The organism is Nocardia sp. NBC_00416, assembly GCF_036032445.1.
Taxonomy (GTDB): Bacteria; Actinomycetota; Actinomycetes; order Mycobacteriales; family Mycobacteriaceae; genus Nocardia.
The window spans coordinates 1,584,831-1,601,975 of sequence record NZ_CP107932.1; the positions used below are offsets into that span (position 1 = coordinate 1,584,831).

A 17,145-nucleotide genomic window follows, 5' to 3' on the forward strand; every position below is an offset into this window, starting at 1 on the left:
CCTTGCTTGCACGCATTACCCCGTAGTACTGTCCAGACAGGTGTCTACCATAGATCCTGGACAGTAATCTGGGGAAGGATTTCCACATGACTTCGGTGAAACCGCCGCGGGTGTCCGGAGGCGAACACGAACACGGCCACCTCGAGGAATTCCGCACCGACCCGATCGCGCTGATGCGCCGGGTCCGGGAGGAATGCGGTGACGTCGGCCAGTTCGAGCTCGCCGGACGTCACGTCATCCTGCTCACGGGGGCCGAAGCGAACGAATTCTTCTTCCGCGCCGCCGACGAGGACCTCGACCAGGCCGCCGCCTACCCCTTCATGAAGCCGATCTTCGGCGAAGGCGTGGTGTTCGATGCCAGTCCCGAACGGCGCAAGGAGATGCTGCACAACTCCGCACTGCGCGGCGACCAGATGCGCGGGCATGCGGCGACCATCGAAAAAGAGGTCGACCAGATGCTGGCGACCTGGGGCGACGAAGGCGAGATCGACCTGCTCGACTTCTTCGCCGAACTCACCATCTACACCTCGTCGGCCTGCCTGATCGGGGTGAAGTTCCGCGAGGAACTCGACAGCCGCTTCGCGCAGCTCTATCACAACCTGGAACGCGGCACCGACGCCCTCGCCTACGTGGACCCGTACATGCCGATCGACAGTTTCCGGATCCGCGACGAATCCCGCGCCGCACTGGTCGAACTCGTCCAAGAGATCATGGACGGGCGCGTCGCGAACCCGCCCGCCGACAAGGACGACCGCGACCTGCTTGATGTGCTGGTCTCGGTCAAGGGCGAGGACGGCACCCCGCACTTCAGCGCCAGCGAGGTCACCGGCATCTTCATCTCGATGATGTTCGCCGGCCACCACACCACCTCCGGTACCGCCGCCTGGTCGGTGATCGAACTGCTGCGACATCCGGAAGTGCTGTCCGGTGTGGTCAAGGAACTCGACGAGCTGTACGCCGACGGCCAGGAAGTGAGCTTTCACGCGCTGCGTCAGATCCCGCAACTGGAGGCGGTCCTGAAGGAAACCCTGCGCCTGCATCCGCCCCTGATCATCCTGATGCGGGTCGCGCAGGGCGAGTTCGAGGTGTGCGGGAACCGCATCGAGCCCGGCGACCACGTCGCCGCGACCCCCGCGATTTCCAACCGGCTGGCGGAGGACTTCCCGAATCCCGACAGCTTCGACCCCGGCCGCTACATCGATCCCAACCAGGAAGACCTCATCAACCGCTGGACCTGGATCCCGTTCGGCGCCGGACGCCATCGCTGCGTCGGCGCGGCGTTCGCCCTGATGCAGCTCAAAGCGATCTTCTCGGTGCTGCTGCGGGACTGGGAATTCGAGATGGTGCAGCCCTCGGAGTCCTACCGCAACGATCACTCCAAGATGGTGGTGCAGTTGCAGCAGCCGTGCCGCGTCCGGTACCGCCGCAGGCAGCGGGAGAACTAGATGGCCTACGTCATCACCCAACGCTGCTGCAACGACGCCAGTTGCGTGGCCGAATGCCCGGTGGACTGCATCCGGCCACGCCCGGAGGACCCGCAGTTCGCGACCGCGGAGATGCTCTACATCGATCCGGACACCTGCATCGACTGCGGGGCCTGCTACGAGGCGTGCCCGGTCGACGCGATCTACGCCGAGGAGGACCTGCCCGCACACCTGGACGGCTTCCGCGGGATCAACGCCGGCTACTTCGCGAAACACCCACTCCAGCCGGATATGTCTCCCCCACCGCCGGTGCGGCGGCTCGCCAAGGACCTGGGGACACTGCGGGTCGCGATCGTTGGCACCGGACCGGCCGCCTGCTATGCCGCCGAACAACTGCTCAGCGCGGGGTCGGTCGAGGTGGAGATGTTCGACCGGCTCCCCGCCCCGTGGGGGCTGGCCCGCTACGGGGTGGCCCCGGATCACGCGCAGACCCGCGGGGTGACCGAGATGTTCACGGCCGCGTTCAAACGTGACGCGCTGCAGATGTACCTGAACACCGAGATCGGCACCCATCTCACCCATGCCGAACTGCGCGACAGCGTGCACGCGGTGATCTACGCCGTGGGCGCGCCGGCCGACCGGCGCCTCGATATCCCCGGCGAGGATCTACCGGGGAGCGTCTCGGCCACCGAATTCGTGGCCTGGTACAACGGCAACCCCGAATACGCGGACCGGGTATTCGATCTGTCCGGGGAGCGGGCGGTGATCGTCGGCAACGGGAACGTGGCCCTGGATATCGCGCGGGTGCTCACCACGGATCCCGACGAACTGGCGCGCACCGATATCGCCGATCACGCGCTGGCCGCGTTACGGAACAGCGCGATCCGCGAGGTCGTGGTCGTCGGGCGGCGCGGTGTGCTCCAAGCGGCCTACACCGCACCGGAGTTCCGCGCGCTGGGGCAACTCGACGGCGTCGATATCGTCGTCGAGCCGGACGACCTCGCCGTCGGCGAAGCCGGGCACGCCTACCTCGCCGACCCCGACGCGCCCTACGAGCTCGGTGTGAAACACCGCGCCGCCGTCGAGTACGCGGCCCGTCCATTGCGCGACGGGCACAAGCGGATCCGGTTCCGGTACTGCCTTTCTCCTGTCGAGATCGTCGGCGACGACAGTGTGCGCGCGGTGCGCTACGTCCACAACGAACTCACCGGCCCCGCCGCCGCACCGACCGCCCGGCCGACCGGCGACACCGGTGCACTGGACTCATCGCTGGTGGTGCGCGCGGTGGGGTATCGGGGTGAACCGGTAGGTGATCTGCCGTTCGACGAGCGGCGCGGTGTGTTGCCCACCGTGGACGGCCGGGTCGTCGGTCCGGCGGGTGCGCCGGTGCCGGGTGTCTATGCCGCCGGCTGGATCAAACGGGGTCCACGCGGGGTGATCGGTTCCAATCGTGCCGACGCCGCGGAGACCGTGGCCGCGATACTCGACGATTTCCGGGCCGGTGCCCTGTCCGCGCCGGTCCGGGATCGGGCCGAGTTGTCCGATCTGGTGCGCACCCGGCGACCCGAGGTGGTCGATCGGACGGCCTGGCAGGCCGTGGATCGCGCCGAACGCGCCGCCGGTGCGGCCGCGGGCCGGCCCCGGGTGAAACTCGCGACCGTCGAAGAACTGCTCGCGACCGCCCGGCGCGGCTGAATCCGGCTGCACCATGCCGACCGGCACGCGACCTGTTTCGTTTTCGCTGTGCAGTGGCGGACCGGCGGTGCTCATCTGTCAGACCGGCTCGGCGGCGGACAGGTAGGTGCTCAGTGCCTCGGTCACGCCGGGTGTGTCGAGCCAAGTATCGAAACCGATGAGGTCGGGGTTGGCGGCACGGCAATTCTGTAGGTCGGCGGCCGGGCGGTCGGGGTCCCGGTAGTAATGGCGCAGAAAACAACGAAGTTCGGGTAGCCGCTGGTCAGCGTCGCCGTTCAGCGCCGGGGCCGAGGATGCTGGTGAGGTCGCGCATTGCCTGCGGCGACGGTTTGAAGTAGCGGCGCAGGTTCTCGGGTTTGCGGTGGCGGGACTTCGCCATGAGTTCGAGCAGGCTGGCCCCGGATTCACCCAGATGTGTCAGGCCGGAATGCCTGAGTTCGTGCAGGTCCCACCCAGTTCCGGTCCCATTGATCGAAGTGGCGACGTCGAGCAGATCGCGCGCCTGGTCGTAGGACAGCCGCGCCAGCCCGGTGTCGGGGCAGACGTCGCGATCGGCGAGGTACTTGCCGGGGCCGGGGCGGCGGTGGGTGACGAACACGGGCCCCGAGGTCCGGTCCTAGATGAGCCTGGGCAGCAGCCGGGCGGTGCCGGCGTCCCAGTACACGGTCTGCAGGACGTATTCGTGGTGTGCGGCGCCGCAGCGGCGGGTACGGGGTGTCGCGCCTTTGGATTTCACAGGGCAGCAGCGCCCGGTCAGGTCCAGGTCTTCGATGTTGACTTGGAGCAGTCCGTCTGCGCGAGCGCAGGTTTCGTACAGCATCCGCCACAGTGTCTTCTCCCGGATGTGGATGTCGCGGCGGGCGATGAGCCGGTCGATCGCGGTGCGCGAGCGGACCGGGGTGTTGGAGTCCGGCGGGGTCGACCGGACTGCCGAGGCGGGAACGCCCGGCGCGGTCCAGCCCTGTTCGCGGCACCAGCTCAGCCACTTGCCCACGGCCGCGCGGCGCGTGTTCCAAGTGTTGACCGCCGCTGTACCCCACAGGGATTCGAGGGCTGCGCCGATCTCATCATCGATTACCGAGTCCAGCCGACGGCTCGGTGCGGGCAGTCCGTCCGGGGTGTGGCCGTCGAGTCGGTCGACGGTCTTGCCGATCGCGATGGTGTAGGCGCGGCGGGTGTAGGCGCGGCGGGTGTTGGGCGAGCGGATGGTGTCGAGGAACGCCTCGGCGCAGGCTCGCAGGGTCCGGGGCCTGGCTGTGTGGATCCGGTGCACCGTCGCCGCCATGCGTTCCCGCCTTCTCGGGCTTGCCCCGGATAACGGGGGTGCTTCGCGCAGCACCGCAGCGGGGTTGTCGCAGGCCGCTCCTGATGTTACCTCGGATAACAGACCATTATCCGGGGCAACAAAGGCACTCGGGCGAAGCTGCCGAACACGCGGTATACGGCTGCTTAGCGTGCGTTCATCAGATGCCTGGGGCTAACAGGACACGCCCGTAGGTTGCTCCGCTGAACCGTTGTGAAGTGCCCGATTTCGTTTGCCCCGCGGTCTACGTGCCGTCGCCGATGATGGTGCGCAACGCCAAGTTGCCGATTTGTCGCAGCTCGTCGCGGCTGCGCCCGGCTGCGGCCTGGACGGCGATGCCGTCAGAGATCGTGTGGACGAGTGCGGCCAGGGCGGCGGGTTCGTAGCCGGACGGCAGGTCGGTGGCCTGCTCAAGTCGTCTGCGCAGCGCAGTCTCGCCAGCTTTGCGCACCGTGACGGCGTCCTCGCGTACGGCGTGCGCGTCGGGTCCGCAGGCTTGAACGGTCTTGACGCACAGGCAACCCTGGGGCGTGTTCTCGCCTGCGGTCAGGTCGACGGCCCCGCTGATGAGCCGCTCGACGACTTCACGGCCGGCGGATGCGTTCAGCGCGTCGGCGGCGTAGGCGCCGGGGCCGTCGAGGTAGCGGGCGAGGACCTTGCCGAACAGTTCTTCCTTGTTCCCGAAGGCGGCATAGAGGCTGGGCTTGTTGATGCCCATCGCGGCGGTCAGGTCGGCCAGCGAGGTGCCCTCGTAGCCGTGTCGCCAGAACACCTCCAGCGCGCGGTCGAGTGCGGTGTCTGCGTCGAACGAGCGTGGGCGTCCGCCGGGCATGCTGTCCTCCGGGCTCTCTCCATGTTTTTTACCTATCGGTACATTACCTCTTGCGCGAGCGTGCAGTGCCACCTAGTTTCTTACCGAAAGGTACACAACTAGAGGAGTGGCACATGATCCGAGTCGGAGTTGTCGGTGCGAGCGGTTGGGCCGACAGTTCGCACCTGCCCGCGCTCGCAGCGCTCGACGAGTTCGAGGTGACCGCGGTCGCGACGACCAACCAGGTCAGCGCCGACCGGGCGGCCGCCGCCCACGGCGCACGGCACGCCTTCGCCGACGCAAGCGAGCTCATCGCGCACCCCGAGGTCGACTTGGTCGTCGTCTCGGTGAAGGCCTCCGGGCATGCCGCCTTGATCCGGGCAGCGCTCGATGCCGGCAAGCACGTCGTGTCCGAGTGGCCGCTGGGCGTCGACGCCGACGAAGCGCGCGAGCTCGCCGAGGCAGCCACTGCCGCAGGCGTCGTTCACGCGGTCGTCCTCCAGGGCCACCACGCCCCGAGCGCCCGCTTCGTCGCGGACCTCCTGGCAGACGGCCGCATCGGCGCGCTCGAATCGGTGGCGCTGGTGGCCGAGGGCGCTCCCTGGGGCGGGAATCGAATATGGCCGGACCTGGTCTTCGGCCTCAACCCTTCGGAGGGAACCAATATCCTGACGATCATGGCCGGTCACTTCCTGGCCGCACTCGAACGGGTCACGGGCCCACTGACCGAAGTCTCCGCACGGCTGCCCCGCACACACGACCGTGTGCTCGTCGCCGGGACGAAGCGGACCGTGCCCAACTCCACGCCCAGTCACGTACTGCTGCACGGACTTCTGGCCAGCGGTGCTACCGCCTCCGTCGCCGTGCACGGCGGCAATGGGTCCGCCCAGGACGGGTTCCGCCTCATGCTCGTCGGCAGCGACGCAACGTTGACCGCCACCCCAACCCAACCGGGGACATTCATCCACTGGGGCGACTGGGATATCCGGATCGGTGACGAGGCCCTGGCCGTGCCCGAGATCTATCGCAACGTCCCCGCCAACGTGCGGTTCGGCCCACCGGCCAACATCGCGGCCCTCTACCTGGAGGTCGCCCAGGCCATCACCGAAGCCCGACAGCCTCATCCCAGCTTCGAGACCGCCCTACGCCATCACCGACTCCTCGCGGCCATCGAACAGTCCGCGGCCGATGGAACCGTCCGCTACATCTCGTAGCCGACATGTAGCGCGGAATAGACAGATTCCGCCTAGCACCTACCTGGCCGACCATTCGGCATAGGACGTCGCCGAGAGGGCGGCCGGAGCACTGGGGTCGAGGTCAGAAAAGGGTGTCGCGGACGCGGAGCGGCCGGTATCCGGTCGGCCCGAGCTGGGCGAGTTCGGCATCGATGTCGACCCTCTATCGCGCCGAAGAAGTGTGCGCCGGGCTGATATGGGCGAGAACATCGTCATCGATCCGCCGCCCCGCCCGGCGCATCTGCTCGATCGCGAGACCGTAATACTCTGTGGTCCAAGCAATTACGGCGTTCGTGGCGAGAGTCAGACACCACGCTTGCTCGGTTTGGGCCTCCAGATGCCGCGCCCGGATCGCGCCCTCGTGCGCGTAGAGCAGGTCACGGCGCAGTACGTGCAGAGACTCGCCCTTGTTCAGCTGGCGGGCAATCTTGCGGCGATACCCCGGATCGGACAGATACCGGGCGGCATAGATCGTGCGCCGCATCGCCCCGTACTCCTTGAGCGCCGCGGCCAGCGCGTTCTGCCGACCCGACGCGGACAGGTTGCCGACCAGCAGCGACGCAGTGGCGTGCCCGAACTTCAGTGATCCGGCCAGCCGCAGCAGGTCGTCGTAGTGCTCGGCGATCAGGTCCAGGTTCAGCTTGCGGGTCATCAACGGTCCCGCATGTGGGAACCGAGCCTCGGCCTCGGCACGCGGGCCGGGTCGATACAGGGTGATCCGGCCCAAATCGCGGATGCGCGGTGAGAGCTGCATCCCGAGCAAGTCGAACAACCCGAAGTTGACCAGGGTGACCCCGTGCCGACGTCGTTGCGGATCTCGAAGCCGAGGGTGTCGCGGTAGAACGCGATGGCGGCGTCGGGGCGTGCGTATCGGTCGCATGCTCGGATCGTTGACATCTCGATCTGTCGGCGCGACAGTGTTCGCCTTGACCTGGAGGGCACTCCAGGTCGTAGCGTGTGTGCGACACAGCGTCCACCACGGCAAGGGAGACGAATCCGATGGATCTCGGTGTGCACATACCGATCTTCGAGTTCGACGGCGGTACCGCCGCCATCGCAGAGGAACTGGCCCGTGCGGGTACGTCGGCCGAACAGGCCGGCGCGACCTGGCTGTCGTTCATGGACCATTTCTTCCAGATCGAGCCGACCGGGCTGCCCGCCGAGGCGAACATGATGGAGGGTTACACCACCCTCGGGTTCATGGCGGCGCACACCTCCACGATCGAACTGGGCCTGCTCGTCACCGGGGTGACCTACCGGCATCCGGGGCTGCTCGCCAAAACTGTCACCACCCTGGACGTCCTGTCCGGCGGCCGCGCGGCACTGGGGATCGGCGCCGCCTGGTTCGAGCGGGAACATCACGGGCTGGGCGTGCCCTACCCGCCGGTCGGGGAACGGTTCGACCGCCTGGAGGAGACGTTGCGGATCTGCGCGCAGATGTGGGACCCGCAGAACAACGGGCCGTTCGAGGGCAAGCACTATCAGCTGGCGGAAACCCTGTGTTCGCCACAGCCGCTGCACCGGCCGAACGTGCTCATCGGCGGCGGCGGAGAGAAGCGGACGTTGCGGCTGGTCGCCCAGTACGCCGACGCGTGCAACCTGTTCGCCTCCGCCCCGCAGGATGTCGCGCACAAGCTCGACGTCCTGCGCCGCCACTGCGACGATCTGGGCACCGATTACGACCGGATCCGCAAAACCGTGCTCGCCGGCAGCCCGGACCCCACCGCGCACGACGATTTCGTGGAGCAGATGGCCGAGTACGCCCGGCTCGGGGTGGACACGGCGATGGTCATGCCGCCCGGCGGTGCGCCGGGCGTCTGGATCGACACGTTCGCGCCGGTGGTGCCCCGGCTCGCCGAACTGGGGTCCCGGTAGTAGCTGCCGAAATCCAGCGAAGTGCGGGGGGTCGAGATCCGAGAATCCCGCTGCGCGCCCGTTCCGGTCGCTACCCGGTGACCCGCACCGGGATCGCCCGGCCCGGGACGGCGTCGGCGGCGAGATCGCGGAATATCCCGTTGCCCGCTGTGGTCCGCGACAAGGCGTCGGCGGCCAGGATCACGGCGGCCCCGGTCCAGGTGGTGCGTTCCACCGGCCAGCGCTTACCGTCGGCGTACACGAGTCCGGTCCAGTAGGAGCCGTCGGTTTCCCGGAGATGCTGCATGCTGGCCAGCAGTTGCCGGGCCCGATCGCGGTCGCCGAGGGCATCCAGGGACAACACCAGTTCGCAGGTTTCGGCGCCGGTCACCCAGGGCCGGTCGCTGACGCAGCGGATACCGATATTGCCGACCACGAACGTGTCCCAGCGTTCGGCGATCCGGGCGTGACCGGCCTGCCCGCGCAGCGCGCCGCCGAGGACCGGGTAGTACCAGTCCATCGAATAGCGGTCCTTGTGCGTGAACACCTCCGGGTGTTCACGCAGCGCCGTCCCGAGCCGGGTCCGGGCGGACTCCCACTCCGGGCGGGGGTCGCCGAGCCGTCGCGCCAGCTGCAGTGCGGCGCCGATGCTGTGATACATACTCGCCGAACCGGTCACCAGCGCCTCGGGCAGCACAGTGTCGCCGTCGCGCAGCCAATAGATCTCACCGTGGTCGCCCTGGCTGGCCACCACGAGGTCGATCGCGGCCGACACCACGGGCCAGAGGTCGGCCGCGAACGCGGTGTCCCCGGTGACGGCGAGATAGTGCCAGACGCCGGTCGCGATATAGGCGCAGAAATTGACGTCGGTGGCGGCGTTCTCGATCTCGCCGTCGCGGAACTGCATCGGCCATGAGCCGTCGGCGCGCTGGGTGCGCGCCGACCATGTGTAGGCGGCGACCGCTTCGTCGCGAAGTCCGGCGACGGTCAGCGCCATCGCGGATTCGATGTGATCCCAGGGATCGGTGTGCCCGTCGGCGAACCAGGGGATCGCACCGCTGGATTCCTGTGCGGCGGCGATGGACTGCGCGGTCTGCAGACACTGACGGCGGGTGAGAACCGAAGGTACCGAGGGTAGTTCACCCGGCGGCACGTGTCACCGCCGGTTTGCTGAAGTACAGGGCCACACTCTTGCCGATCAGCGGGTCGAGCGCCTTTTCCGCCGTCCGGGTGAGCAGTGGCTGTTTCATCATGTCCCACACCAGCATCCGGTGGTAGGCGCGTACGAAGGGGTGCTCGTTCTTGTTCACCCCGACCGCGCATTTTATCCACCAGTACGGCGAGTGCAGGGCGTGCACGTGGGTGCGATGAGTGTGCCGCAACCCGCGCGCGGTGATCTTGTCGCGCAACTCGTCCGCCTTGTAGATGCGGATATGCCCGCCCTCGTTGGCGTGGTATTCGTCCGACAGCGCCCAGCACACCCGTTCGGGCAGCCACCGCGGCACCGTCACCACCAGTTGCCCGCCCGGCCGCAGTATGCGCACGAGTTCGGCGATGGCGGCGTCGTCGGCGGGGACGTGCTCCAGGATCTCCGAAGCGATGACCACATCGAATTCGCCCGCACCGTAGGGCAGGTCCAGGGCGTCGCCGTGCACGGCTTCGGCTTTCGCGCCCGCGGGCGCCTCCCCGGCCTGGGCCATCGCCTCGAACATGGTGGCGACCCCGGCGAGTTCGGGAGCGTCCTGGTCGAAGGCGACCACGTCGGCGCCGCGCCGGTAGGCCTCGAAGGAATGCCGGCCGGCCCCGCACCCCACATCGATCACGCGGGTGCCCGGCCCGATTCCGGCGCGGTCGAAGTCGACGGTCAGCACGATGCGCCTCCTGTGGTGGTGAGTTCCGGAGTTCCGGCGTGCCGCTCGATCGCCCGGTGGTACACCTGCTCGGTCTGCGCGGCCACCGATTCCCAGCTGAATACCGATACGGCGCGTTGCCGGCTGGCGGTCTGCATCCGCTGCCGTGTCTGCGGGGAATCCAGCAGTCGCCCGATGACCCGGGCCAGTGCGGCGGAATCGCCGGGCTCGGTCAGTTCGGCGCACACTCCCGGCTCGCCCACGACTTCCGGGAGCGCCCCGGTGCGGCTGACCACCAGCGGTGTGCCCGAGGCCATCGCCTCCACGGCGGGCAGCGAGAAACCCTCGTACAGCGACGGGATGCAGGCGATCTCCGCCGAAGCCAGCACCTCGGCGAGTTCGGTATCGGTCAGTCCGGAGCGGACGGTGACGATATCGGAGAGGCCGAGTTCGGCTATCTGCTTCTCCGTTGGGCCGTTGGGCTCCAGTTTCGCCACCAGCTGCAGTTCGACCCGGTGGGTGATGCGCAGCCGGGTGAGGGCCTGCAGCAGGTGCGTGATGCCTTTGAGGGGTTTGTCGGCGCTGGCGACGGCGACGATCCGCCCGGGCACCCGGGCGCCGCGCGGCGCGAACAGTTCGGTGTCCACACCCAGCGGCACCACGCTCAGCTGCGCGGGGTCGACTCCGAAGTCCTGAGCGATATCGGTCGCCGAGGACGAGGAGACGGTGAGCAGATCGGGAATCCGCCGGGCGATCCGCTCCTGCATACCGAGGAATCCGTACCAGCGGCGTACCAGCGGCTTGCGGCGCCAGATCGCGGCGGCCAGATCCACTTCCCGGTCCTTGGTGATGGGGTGGTGCACGGTGGCGACCAGCGGCAGCCGTTTCGCGATATCGAGCAGCCCGCTACCGAGGCACTGGTTGTCGTGCACCACATCGAAGTCCTGCACGCGATCGCGCAGCAGTCGCGCCGCCCGCATGCTGAAGGTTCGGGGCTCGGGGAACCCCGCGGTCCACATGGTGGCCAATTCCAGCAGGTCGATCCGGTCACGGATCTCACCGGGCCGGGGTGTTCGGAACGGATCGTCCTCGCGGTAGAGGTCCAGGCTCGGCACCTCGGTCAGGGTTACGCGCGGGTCCAGATCGGCCGGGTAGGGCTGACCGGAGAACACCTCGACGTCGTGGCCGAGTTCGGCCAGTCCGGCGCTGAGTCGGCGCACGTAAACCCCCTGCCCACCGCAATGAGGCTTGCTGCGGTAGGACAACAGGGCGATTCGCACGGCTAGCTGTCCTCACCGGTCTCGGTGATCGAATTCATGCCTCGCAGTTTGCCAGCCAACCGTTCGAGGTAGGCACGCACCTCCGGTTCGCCCTTGTCCGGCAACCCGTACAGCACGTCGGTGACACCGTCGGCGGCCCACGAGGCCAGCCGGTCGGCGTCGGGTTTGAAGTCCAGCGCCACCACCCGCGGCGCGCCCTCGCGGCCCGCGTCGGCCCAGGCTTTCTTCAAGGTCGCCAGGCTCGCGGAGATATCGGATTCGCCGGGGGTGGTGATCCAGCCGTCGGCGTGGGCGGCGATCCAGGCGCAGGTGCGTTCGGTGCCGGCCGCGCCGATCAGGACGGGGACCGCGCGGTCGACCGGCTTGGGCCATGCCCAGCTGGGCCCGAACTTCACGAAGTCGCCGTCGTAGGACGCTTCGTCCTCGGCCCACAGCGAACGCATGGCCTCCAGGTATTCGCGCAGCACGGTGCGTCGTTTGTTACCGGGTACGCCGTGGTCGGCGAGCTCGTCGGTGTTCCAGCCGAAACCGGCGCCGAGGGTGACTCGGCCGCCGGAGAGGTGGTCGAGGGTGGCGATGGTCTTGGCGAGGGTGATCGGATCGTGTTCGACCGGCAGCGCGACCGCGGTGGCGAGTTCGATGCGTTCGGTGACCGCGGCGGCCGTGGCCAGCGCGACCCACGGGTCCAGGGTGCGCATGTAGCGGTCGTCGGGCAGCGAGGCGTCGCCGGTCTGCGGGTGCGCGGCTTCGCGTTTCACCGGGATATGGGTGTGTTCGGGGACGTAGAACGAGGAGAATCCGTTGTCCTCGGCGGCACGGGCCGCGGCGGCGGGGGTGATCCCGCGGTCACTGGTGAACAAAACGATGCCGAAGCGCATACCTGGGGCCTTGTCTGTGGTGGGGTCGGCGGGCGGCGGCAGTAGCGCGTCCCGGCGGAGGGAGATCGCGGTCGTCAGTGACCGTTCTGGGCGGCCTTCCTGGCCTTCTTGGCGTGCTGGTCGAGTTGGGCGCCGATCACGTGGTCCAGTGAGGTCCCGGCCGGCCAGCCGACGTAGTGGCACAGGAACAGGGAGATCTCGCGCAATTCGGTCTCGTCGAGTTCCTCGTTCTGCAGGGCGGCGCCGATCTGGATGCCGGCGACGTCGAAGAGTCCCTGTGCGGTGAGCGCCCCGAGCAGCAGCAGCCGGCGGTCGCGCAGGGTGAGGCCGGGGCGCGACCAGATATCGGCGAACAGGTGGTCGGCGGTGACGGCGAAATGCTCGCCGGGGCCGTCCTTGAATTCCCATCCGTAGACTTCCGCCATCTTGGCCAGCCCGCGTTCACGCACGGTGGGCTGGGGGGTGGGGTCGCTCATTACTGCTCCTTCTACGCCGGATCGCTCCGGCGGGAGTGTCTGGACAGGTGTACGGAATATAATTCGGTCACTCTCCGCCACGCAAGAACATGTTCTCGTTCGTGCCACCGGCGGCCGGACGGTCGAGGCCTGCGGCAACATCGGCAAATCACCCCGGAGGCGGCGGCGATTCTGGGAAAATCGCTGAATCGTTGTCGGGCACACGTGTCGATGGTAGCGTCCAGACACATGTCCAGCTATGTGTCTCCCCGACGAGCGCGACGCGCGCCGCACGGGAAGAACTCGTTCTCGGACCGGGCAGGTTCCACCCCGGCAGCATCGCCCCGCGCGACCCGGAAAACCGGCCCCGCGACGGCTGTCGCCGGAGGCGGGAAACGCCTCCGTCCGGCCGCGCACCCGTTCGTCACACCGCGCCGCGAACCCCAGGTCCCCGGCGCCGCGCCCGCACCCCACTCCACGCCGAGGGAGCACACACCATGAAAATCGAGGCCGATCTGGACCTGTGCCAAGGACACGCCGTCTGCGCGGCCGAAGCACCCGATGTCTTCTCCGTCCCCAAACGCGGCCAGGTGGAGATCCTCGACGCGAATCCCGGCCCGGAGCTGAAAGCCGACGTCGACAACGCGGTCCGCTACTGCCCCACCCAGGCCCTCATGCTCGTCGCCGACGAGGGATGAGCGCGCCGGGCCCTGCGGCAATAGGGCGGGCGCTACCTTCGCGTGCGCTTCGGCCCTGGGCGCGACGGCCGATCACCGGCCGCGCTCATGCCCGATCAACACCGTGACCGACTGATCCACCCGACAGGTTCTTTTCGAAAGGGACGTATTCATGACAGGTTTCGATCGCGCCGAACTCGATGAGATGGTGCGCCGCTGGATCGCCGAGAACGAGCGCTGCGAGAAACTCGGCGACTGGAAGCCGCTGGCGCAGATGTACACCGTCGACGCCACCTACGGCTGGAACTACGGTCCCACCGACGAATTCATGGCCGTGGGCCGGGACGAGATCCGCGACCTGGCGCTGGGCCAGGAAATGGAGGGCCTGGAGGGCTGGCAGTACCCCTACCAGCAGTTCGTGATCGACGAACGCAGCGGCGACGCCATCGGCTTCTGGAAGCAGGTGTACGACACCACACCGCGCGCCGACGGCAGCAAGTACACGGTGAACGGGATCGGCGGCAGCTGGTTCCGGTACGGCGGCGACTACCAGTGGTCGTGGCAGCGCGACTTCTTCGACTTCGGGAACGTGTCCGCGCTGTTCCTGGAGATGATGACCGATAAGGCGATGTCGGACGGTATGAACCAGCGCATCGCCAAGGCCACGTCCGGCCGGCTGCCCGGCTGGTACAAGATCGGCACCTCGCCGGCTCCCCTGTGGTGATCCCGATGACCTTTCCCGCCAGCCGGTTCCACGATCTGACCCGATCCGAGCTGGCCGCACTCGTTCCCGAACTGCTGCTGTGCGGACAGCTGATCGACCGGTCCGGGATGGCGCACTGCATCTCCGCGTTCGGCCGGGAGGGGATGGCCGAGGTCGCCATCGAGGAATGGCAGCTGTCCAGCCCGATCTACACCCGCCGGATGCAGGTCGCGCTCGGTTACACCGGTGACGACGTGATCACCATCTTCAAAGGTCTGCAGCTCGATATCGGCGCGCCGCCACAGTTCATGGACTTCCGGTTCCGGGTGGACGACGCGCGCCACGGCGAATTCTGGCTGGACCACTGCGGCGCGCTCGCCGATGTGGAACCGATGGGCACCGACTACGTGAAGTCCATGTGCCACGACATCGAAGATCCCACCTTCGACGCCACCGCATTGGCCACCAACAAGTACGCGCAGGTCCGGCCGATCCACCGGCCGCCCCGTGTCCCCGCCGACCGGCATCCGGTGTGCGCGTGGACGGTGATCATCGACGAATCGCACACACCGCCCGAGGTGCCGCACAATGCGCCGCTGGTCGCCGAATCGGTGGCGGCGCGGCTACCGCTGGCCGAGATCGATCCCGGCGACGAGGGTCGGGCAGAGTACAGCGGGCCGCTGCTCAGCGATCTGCGATTCGCGGACTTCTCCCGGTCTGCCCTGATCCGGATCGCCGAAGAAGTCTGCCTGCAACAGCATCTGCTGGTACTCGGGTTCATGGTCGCGGTGCACGAACGCACCGACGACGACTCCGCACTCGAGATCGGGCGCAAACAGTTCACCGGAATCGCCGGGGTGGCCTCGGAGCGGATCCGCGCCTGCCTCGGGCTGGGCGATGATATCGAGGCGCTCGCGCAGGTGCTGCGCATTCATCCGGCGCTGAATCCGCAGCACTACACCGATGTCGACGTCGAGCCCGGCATCGGCGTGCTGCGGATTCATTTCCCCGCCACCAGCGGCGCACTGACCGATCGCGGCTGGCCGTCGATGGTCGATCCCGACCTGCTCGGCCCGCTGGACTCGCTGGTCCGCGGGGTGAACCCGCGCTTCCAGAGCCGGGTCGTCGACAGCGATGCCGGTGGCTGGACCGCCGAGATCTCGCTCGCCGACGAACCGTTCGCCGAGGCGCCGGAGGTGGCGATCACGCGTTTCAGCACGGGTGTCGACTTCCAGTTCGCTGATCGCGGAAAACCACTGCCCCTCACCGTTCTCTGATCCCCCGGCACGCGTGCCCGGCACACCGCAGGACTGATATGGCCAATAATTTCGCCGACCTGTTCGAACACTCCGTCGACGCCATGCCCGACCGGATCGCGCTGATCGAGGAGGGCCGCCGCGTCACCTACCGTGAACTGGAGGAACGCGCCAACCGGCTCGCTCATCATCTGGCGGCGACGGGAGTCGGGCGCGGCACCCATGTCGGGTTCCAGATGCACAACAGCATCGATACGATGCAGACGCTGATAGCCTGCTTCAAATTGGCCGCCGTACCGATCAATATCAATTTCCGGTACGGCCCCGACGAACTCGCCTACCTCTACGACAACGCCGACCTCGAATACCTGGTCTACCACGCCAGTTACGGCGACGCGGTGCGTGCCGCCGCGCAGCGGACGCCGCGACTGAAATACCTGCTGTGCGCGGCGGACGACCGGACCGAGGCGGATTCGGGCGTGGACTGTTTCGCCGACGTCTGCGCGGCCGCCCCCACCACCAGACCCGCGGTGTCGCGCACCGCCGACGACCTGTTCGTCATGTACACCGGCGGCACCACCGGGCTGCCCAAAGGGGTGCTGTGGCGGCAAGAGGACATGTGGCGGGTCCTCGGTGGCGGTATCGATTTCTACAACAACGAACCGGTCACCGACGAACACCAGCAGTCCCGCACCGGCGCGGCGGGTGAACCGTCCACCTGGATGATCCTGCCGCCGCTGATGCATCTGGCGGCGATGATGCCGACCTTCATCGCCCTGTGGTCGGGCAACTGTGTGGTATTCGTGCCGCGATTCGATCCCGCACACGTGTGGCGGACGGTCGCCGCCGAGCGTCCCGGCGTCATGGTGGTCACCGGGGACGCCATGGCCCGCCCGCTCATCGACTCCTATCGCGCCGAACCGGTGGACGCCACCGGACTGTTCATGATCGCCTCGGGGGCCGCGCTGCTCACCCAGTCGACGAAGAACGCGCTACTGGACCTGATCCCGAACCTGTTCGTCTCCGATTCGATCGGCTCCTCGGAAACCGGTTTCGGCGGTATCGGGTTCGCGCAGCGTGACGACGATCCGGCCCGCAAACCGCGGGTGTCGATCGGACGCGGCGCGGTGGTGGTCGACGACGACGGACATCCCGTGGAGCCCGGCGACGAGGGCTGGCTCGCGAAAACCGGCTCGGTGCCGCTGGGCTACTACAAGGACCCGGCACGTACCGAGAAACTGTTCAAAGTGGTCGACGGGCGCCGGATCGTGGTCACCGACGATCGCGCCCGGCTGGAGGACGACGGCACCATCAGTCTCATCGGCCGCGGCAATATGGTGATCAACACCGGCGGGGAGAAAGTGTTCGCCGAGGAGGTGGAGGGTGTGGTCAAGTCCTATGCCGGCATCTACGACGTGACCGTGGTCGGGGTGGACCACGAGCGCTGGGGACAGCAGGTCGCCGCGGTCGTCAGCCTCACCGGCGAGGCGCTGGATCTGCCCGATCTGCAGTCCCATGTCCGCCGCCATCTCGCGGGATACAAGGTCCCCCGCGCGGTCTGGGTCGCGGAGACGATCGTGCGCTCCCCCAGCGGTAAGCCGGACTACACCTGGGCCCGCGCGTACGCGGCGGACCGGGCACCGGATTACCGGGCGGGGTAACGCCGCCCCGGGCGGGGAGTACCGGGACGCGGCGCATACCGCGTCCCGGTTCCGCACGGCACG

Annotated in this window: 16 protein-coding genes and 1 pseudogene; 8 read left to right on the forward strand and 9 right to left on the reverse strand. The window is 67.9% G+C overall.

Annotated features, from left to right (window positions below):
- Nucleotides 1-86: 86 nt before the first annotated feature.
- Together OG804_RS07020 and OG804_RS07025 are read left to right on the forward strand one after the other, a co-directional pair.
- Nucleotides 87-1,445, forward strand: coding sequence for a cytochrome P450 (locus tag OG804_RS07020; RefSeq protein WP_328395092.1), 1,359 nt, complete (start codon nt 87-89; stop codon nt 1,443-1,445).
- Entirely contained in the window at nt 1,446-3,119 is a 1,674-nt protein-coding gene (locus OG804_RS07025) for a 4Fe-4S binding protein (RefSeq protein WP_328395094.1), read from the forward strand.
- Between the two features lie 262 nt (nt 3,120-3,381).
- Here the strand turns inward: OG804_RS07025 and OG804_RS07030 are convergent, their stop codons facing one another.
- From OG804_RS07030 to OG804_RS07040, 3 genes are all read right to left on the reverse strand, one after another.
- The gene (locus OG804_RS07030; protein WP_328395096.1) at nt 3,382-3,717 is read right to left on the reverse strand and encodes a site-specific integrase; all 336 of its coding nucleotides are present in this window, start codon (nt 3,715-3,717) and stop codon (nt 3,382-3,384) included.
- An 18-nt stretch (nt 3,718-3,735) separates the two neighbouring features.
- Nucleotides 3,736-4,404: a hypothetical protein gene (locus OG804_RS07035; protein ID WP_328395098.1), complete on the reverse strand. Its 669-nt coding sequence runs from the start codon at nt 4,402-4,404 to the stop codon at nt 3,736-3,738.
- 262 nt (nt 4,405-4,666) lie between these two features.
- Nucleotides 4,667-5,254 carry a TetR/AcrR family transcriptional regulator gene (locus OG804_RS07040; protein ID WP_328395100.1) on the reverse strand — a complete coding sequence of 196 codons (588 nt, stop codon included), beginning with the start codon at nt 5,252-5,254 and terminating at the stop codon, nt 4,667-4,669.
- 113 nt (nt 5,255-5,367) lie between these two features.
- Between OG804_RS07040 and OG804_RS07045 the strand changes: the two genes are divergently transcribed.
- Nucleotides 5,368-6,447: a Gfo/Idh/MocA family protein gene (locus OG804_RS07045; RefSeq protein WP_328395102.1), complete on the forward strand. Its 1,080-nt coding sequence runs from the start codon at nt 5,368-5,370 to the stop codon at nt 6,445-6,447.
- Nucleotides 6,448-6,550: 103 nt separating this feature from the next.
- On the opposite strand, the pseudogene OG804_RS07050 reads toward OG804_RS07045, so the two are convergent.
- Nucleotides 6,551-7,267 (reverse strand): annotated as a pseudogene (locus OG804_RS07050) (Tn3 family transposase); the annotation flags it as partial.
- 200 nt (nt 7,268-7,467) lie between these two features.
- On the opposite strand from OG804_RS07050, the gene OG804_RS07055 reads away from it, so the two are divergent.
- The gene (locus OG804_RS07055; protein WP_328395104.1) at nt 7,468-8,343 is read left to right on the forward strand and encodes an LLM class F420-dependent oxidoreductase; all 876 of its coding nucleotides are present in this window, start codon (nt 7,468-7,470) and stop codon (nt 8,341-8,343) included.
- Nucleotides 8,344-8,413: 70 nt separating this feature from the next.
- Here the strand turns inward: OG804_RS07055 and OG804_RS07060 are convergent, their stop codons facing one another.
- From OG804_RS07060 to OG804_RS07080, 5 genes are all read right to left on the reverse strand, one after another.
- Nucleotides 8,414-9,475 (reverse strand): prenyltransferase, encoded by a 1,062-nt coding sequence (locus OG804_RS07060; RefSeq protein WP_328395106.1) that lies wholly within the window; start codon nt 9,473-9,475, stop codon nt 8,414-8,416.
- The gene (locus tag OG804_RS07065) at nt 9,462-10,193 is read right to left on the reverse strand and encodes a class I SAM-dependent methyltransferase (RefSeq protein ID WP_328395108.1); all 732 of its coding nucleotides are present in this window, start codon (nt 10,191-10,193) and stop codon (nt 9,462-9,464) included. The genes OG804_RS07060 and OG804_RS07065 overlap by 14 nt, the downstream gene beginning before the upstream one ends.
- The gene (locus OG804_RS07070) at nt 10,187-11,452 is read right to left on the reverse strand and encodes a glycosyltransferase family 4 protein (RefSeq protein ID WP_328395110.1); all 1,266 of its coding nucleotides are present in this window, start codon (nt 11,450-11,452) and stop codon (nt 10,187-10,189) included. Before OG804_RS07070 ends, OG804_RS07065 begins: the two co-directional genes overlap by 7 nt.
- Before the next feature lie 2 nt (nt 11,453-11,454).
- Entirely contained in the window at nt 11,455-12,330 is an 876-nt protein-coding gene (locus OG804_RS07075; protein WP_328395112.1) for an LLM class F420-dependent oxidoreductase, read from the reverse strand.
- A 74-nt stretch (nt 12,331-12,404) separates the two neighbouring features.
- Nucleotides 12,405-12,806 (reverse strand): carboxymuconolactone decarboxylase family protein, encoded by a 402-nt coding sequence (locus OG804_RS07080; protein WP_328395114.1) that lies wholly within the window; start codon nt 12,804-12,806, stop codon nt 12,405-12,407.
- A gap of 476 nt (nt 12,807-13,282) precedes the next feature.
- Between OG804_RS07080 and OG804_RS07085 the strand changes: the two genes are divergently transcribed.
- The 4 genes from OG804_RS07085 to OG804_RS07100 all read left to right on the forward strand — a co-directional run bounded on the left by OG804_RS07085 (nt 13,283) and on the right by OG804_RS07100 (nt 17,082).
- Complete coding sequence (locus tag OG804_RS07085; RefSeq protein ID WP_328395116.1) at nt 13,283-13,483, forward strand: ferredoxin; 201 nt, start codon at nt 13,283-13,285, stop codon at nt 13,481-13,483.
- Between the two features lie 151 nt (nt 13,484-13,634).
- Nucleotides 13,635-14,186, forward strand: a complete 552-nt coding sequence (locus tag OG804_RS07090) for a nuclear transport factor 2 family protein (RefSeq protein WP_328395118.1) — start codon at nt 13,635-13,637, stop codon at nt 14,184-14,186.
- Between the two features lie 5 nt (nt 14,187-14,191).
- Complete coding sequence (locus tag OG804_RS07095; RefSeq protein ID WP_328395120.1) at nt 14,192-15,442, forward strand: hypothetical protein; 1,251 nt, start codon at nt 14,192-14,194, stop codon at nt 15,440-15,442.
- A 38-nt stretch (nt 15,443-15,480) separates the two neighbouring features.
- Nucleotides 15,481-17,082 carry an acyl-CoA synthetase gene (locus OG804_RS07100; protein WP_328395122.1) on the forward strand — a complete coding sequence of 534 codons (1,602 nt, stop codon included), beginning with the start codon at nt 15,481-15,483 and terminating at the stop codon, nt 17,080-17,082.
- The last annotated feature ends 63 nt before the right edge of the window (nt 17,083-17,145 follow it).

Bases quoted from the DNA above. Each gene is read 5' to 3' on its own strand.
- OG804_RS07020 (WP_328395092.1), top strand. From the start codon at position 87: ATGACTTCGGTGAAACCGCCGCGGGTGTCCGGAGGCGAACACGAACAC.
- OG804_RS07025 (WP_328395094.1), top strand. From the start codon at position 1,446: ATGGCCTACGTCATCACCCAACGCTGCTGCAACGACGCCAGTTGCGTG.
- OG804_RS07035 (WP_328395098.1), bottom strand. From the start codon at position 4,404: ATGGCGGCGACGGTGCACCGGATCCACACAGCCAGGCCCCGGACCCTG.
- OG804_RS07040 (WP_328395100.1), bottom strand. From the start codon at position 5,254: ATGCCCGGCGGACGCCCACGCTCGTTCGACGCAGACACCGCACTCGAC.
- OG804_RS07045 (WP_328395102.1), top strand. From the start codon at position 5,368: ATGATCCGAGTCGGAGTTGTCGGTGCGAGCGGTTGGGCCGACAGTTCG.
- OG804_RS07055 (WP_328395104.1), top strand. From the start codon at position 7,468: ATGGATCTCGGTGTGCACATACCGATCTTCGAGTTCGACGGCGGTACC.
- OG804_RS07075 (WP_328395112.1), bottom strand. From the start codon at position 12,330: ATGCGCTTCGGCATCGTTTTGTTCACCAGTGACCGCGGGATCACCCCC.
- OG804_RS07080 (WP_328395114.1), bottom strand. From the start codon at position 12,806: ATGAGCGACCCCACCCCCCAGCCCACCGTGCGTGAACGCGGGCTGGCC.
- OG804_RS07085 (WP_328395116.1), top strand. From the start codon at position 13,283: ATGAAAATCGAGGCCGATCTGGACCTGTGCCAAGGACACGCCGTCTGC.
- OG804_RS07090 (WP_328395118.1), top strand. From the start codon at position 13,635: ATGACAGGTTTCGATCGCGCCGAACTCGATGAGATGGTGCGCCGCTGG.
- OG804_RS07095 (WP_328395120.1), top strand. From the start codon at position 14,192: ATGACCTTTCCCGCCAGCCGGTTCCACGATCTGACCCGATCCGAGCTG.
- OG804_RS07100 (WP_328395122.1), top strand. From the start codon at position 15,481: ATGGCCAATAATTTCGCCGACCTGTTCGAACACTCCGTCGACGCCATG.